The organism is Cnuella takakiae (genome assembly GCF_001953305.1).
Lineage (GTDB): Bacteria > Bacteroidota > Bacteroidia > Chitinophagales > Chitinophagaceae > Flavisolibacter > Flavisolibacter takakiae.
Map to the genome: position 1 here is coordinate 4,900,648 of NZ_MTFE01000010.1, position 3,251 is coordinate 4,903,898.

The 3,251-nt window shown below is 51.9% G+C and carries 3 protein-coding genes; all 3 read left to right on the plus strand.

All coding sequences use genetic code 11. The features are described from left to right. The coding region (gene tatC, locus BUE76_RS24290; RefSeq protein WP_173702668.1) for a twin-arginine translocase subunit TatC at window positions 1–407 on the plus strand (407 nt) is incomplete at its 5' end. Window positions 408–743: 336 nt separating this feature from the next. After that, window positions 744–1,196, plus strand: coding sequence for a ribose 5-phosphate isomerase B (gene rpiB / locus BUE76_RS21025; RefSeq protein ID WP_073044210.1), 453 nt, complete (start codon window positions 744–746; stop codon window positions 1,194–1,196). Between the two features lie 146 nt (window positions 1,197–1,342). Next, the gene (locus tag BUE76_RS21030; protein WP_073044208.1) at window positions 1,343–2,809 is read left to right on the plus strand and encodes a M28 family peptidase; all 1,467 of its coding nucleotides are present in this window, start codon (window positions 1,343–1,345) and stop codon (window positions 2,807–2,809) included. The last annotated feature ends 442 nt before the right edge of the window (window positions 2,810–3,251 follow it).

Below are 3,251 nucleotides of genomic sequence, written 5' to 3' on the forward strand. Positions count from 1 at the left end.
TCTTCTTCGTGGGCGTATGTTTTGGCTACTTCGTGGTGTCGCCTTATACCATCCACTTCTTCGCCACTTTCCAGGTAGACGAGTTCATTGAAAACCGCTGGACCATCGGTTCCTACCTCGATACCATGACCCCGCTGATACTGGGTAGCGGCCTCGCCTTCCAGCTGCCGCTGGTGATGTTTTTCCTGGCCAAGGTGGGCATCGTTACGGCAACTTTCCTGGCACAGTCGCGCAAGTATGCACTGGTAATTGTGCTGATCGTAGCCGGTGTGATCACGCCCGGCCCGGATATCATCAGCCAGATGACCGTTGCCCTGCCCCTGCTGCTGCTGTATGAAATCAGCATCGTGCTTTGCCGCCGGGTAGAGAAAGAAAGAGCTGCGGAAGATGTGAAAGAGTGGAGCTAAGTGAAAAGTCTATAGTTATTAGTTTAAAGTTCATAGTAGGCCTGTTGCGAAAGCGGCAGGCTTTTTTGTTTGCACGCAAAGGCGCAGAGGAGCAAAGTTTGGTTCACGCAACGACGCAACGGAGCCACGGCGCTACGAGTTGAATTCGTTGAAACTTTTTTCATTGAAGGTCTTATCCTTTGCGCCTCTGCGACTTTGCGTGCAACACTATCTTATCGTTGCGCGGTTGCGTGAAAATCAACTTGCTGCCTTTGCTCCTTGGTGCCTTGGCGTGAAAAAACTTTGCACCCTTGCAGCTTTGCGTGAAACGGTAACTTTACCCCAAACATTCATACGATGAACACATTCGATAAAAGCCGCCCTGTAGCCATCGGCGCCGATCACGCCGGTTACGAGTACAAAACCGTTCTGGCCAATATGCTCCGGGAGCAAGGCTACGAGGTTAAGGATTTTGGCACCAACAGTCCCGACTCGGTCGACTATCCCGATTTCGCCCACCCCGTTAGCATTGCAGTTGAAAGTGGTGAAGCTGCGTGGGGTGTACTGGTTTGCGGCAGTGCCAATGGTGTAGCCATCACTGCCAATAAGCACCAGGGCATACGCGCCGCCATCTGCTGGCTGGAAGAAATTGCCAAGCTGGCCAGGCAGCACAACAACGCCAACATTGTGTGCATTCCCGCACGCTTTATTCCTACACCCACTGCCGAAGCCATTGTGCAGGCTTTTGCCACTACCGAATTTGAAGGGGGCCGCCATGCCAACCGGGTGGGCAAGATCGCTTGTATGTAGTTTGGCGCAAGGTTCTGGCTGCGGCCCTTTCGTCCGCTCATCCTTAACCTAATCCTAAACCTCATTTCTTCTTTTGCACTTCCGGCGGAATACCGGAAATTCGGGACCCGGATTTCCGGTATTTCTTTTTAAACCCAATGGTTCACATGAAACAATTGCTCCTGCCGGTGTTGCTGTGCAGCACACTGGTAAGCTTTGCGCAAAAAACAGGCAAGCCCGAAGCCTACGCAAAGACCATCACCTCCGCCGACCTGAAAAAGCACCTTTACATTGTTGCTGGTGCCGAAATGGAAGGACGGGAAACAGGTACCGAAGGCCAGCGTAAAGCGGCCGCCTACATCGAAAACGAGTTCCGCCGTATTGGCCTCCAGCCCGGCTTCAATGGTACCTACCAGCAACCTTATCCCCTGTACCAGGACTCACTGGCAGGCGCCAAGCTGGAGATCAACGGCCAGCCTTTCCAACTGTTCCAGGATTTTAGCCTGAGTGTTGCCAACAGTGTTGCCGGCACCTTCCGCCTGGGTGAAGTGGTGAGCATCGCCAAGAGCAATGCCGCCGGTATCGACAGCGCCGACCTGGGTGGCAAACTGGTACTGCTTTTTGCAGATGCTGCCAACCCTGCCATCGTGAGCAAGCTGCGCACCAAGGCACCTGCCGGTGTGATGATCGTATCATCTACCTACAAGGCACCTGCACAGCCCATGCGCAAAGGCCGCCTTATGGTACAGGCTTTCCGCAAGAGCCTGCCCCTGCAGGAACTCACAATTTCTGAAGACATTGCCAAGGCTATTCTGAAGAATAATTATGAAGCGGCGAAAACTGCTACCGGCACACCCAAGGGCTATCCTGCCGAGGTGCTGCTGCAGGTAGACAAAGCCCTGGTTACAACCCAAAGCTCCAACGTACTGGGCGTACTGCCCGGCACCGACAAGGCCGATGAATACCTGATTGTAACCGCCCACTACGACCATGAAGGCAAGCGCGAGAATGGCGTGATCTATTATGGTGCAGATGATGACGGCTCGGGTACCGTTAGCGTGATTGAGCTGGCTGAAGCTTTTGCAAAAGCCAAGAAAGAAGGCAAGGGCAACCGGCGCTCCATCCTGTTCATGACCGTGAGCGGTGAGGAAAAAGGCCTGCTGGGTTCTGAATACTACGGCTCCCACCCTACCATCGACCTGGCGAAAGCAACTGCCAACCTCAACATCGACATGATTGGCCGTATTGATCCCAAGCGTACCCAGGGCGACAGCACCAACTACGTGTATGTAGTAGGCGACGACAAGCTGAGCACCGACCTGCGTACCATCAGCGAAAGCGTGAACAATAAGTTCATTAAAATGGAGCTGGACTATAAGTACAATGATCCCAATGATAAGGAATTCATTTACTACCGCAGCGACCACTACAACTTTGCTAAAAATGGCGTACCCATCATTTTCTACTTCAATGGTACCCACGCCGATTACCACCGTCCCACCGACACGCCCGACAAGATCAACTATACCCTCATGGAGAAGCGTGCACGCCTGGTATTCCATACTGCATGGGAAATGGCCAACCGCAACGATATGCTGAAGCGCGACCTGGAACTGCCTCCTATGCGCAGGTAGTACCCAACTCGATCAATAAACCCCGATGCAAAAACATCGGGGTTTATTTTTCAATACCAATTAAACCATGGTAGTTAAACAAAGTCTATGTTCTATCGTGTGCGGCTTGTAAGCAGCAGGTAGGATCTTCACTACAGCCATGGAAAAGCCCTGTGCTTTTTGTGGATCAGAAAGCTGACAAATGCAAAACCGGCCATGATGGAAGGAAGGACAGACCTAAATGAAAACTGTTATCACCGGCGGGTGTTTTTTATCGCCCTAACTAATCCTACCCTTCGCTATACGACGACAAAGCCCCGGTTTTTCTGCCGGGGCTTTTTGTTTTAAGCCTTGATTCTTTTTTAAAAACCTTCAAGGTTTGGCAGCAGAACCACCCAACACAATTATGGCGGTGAACATGAATACCTTGCGGCTTGCAGGTAAAAGCTTGTAGCTTTTACCT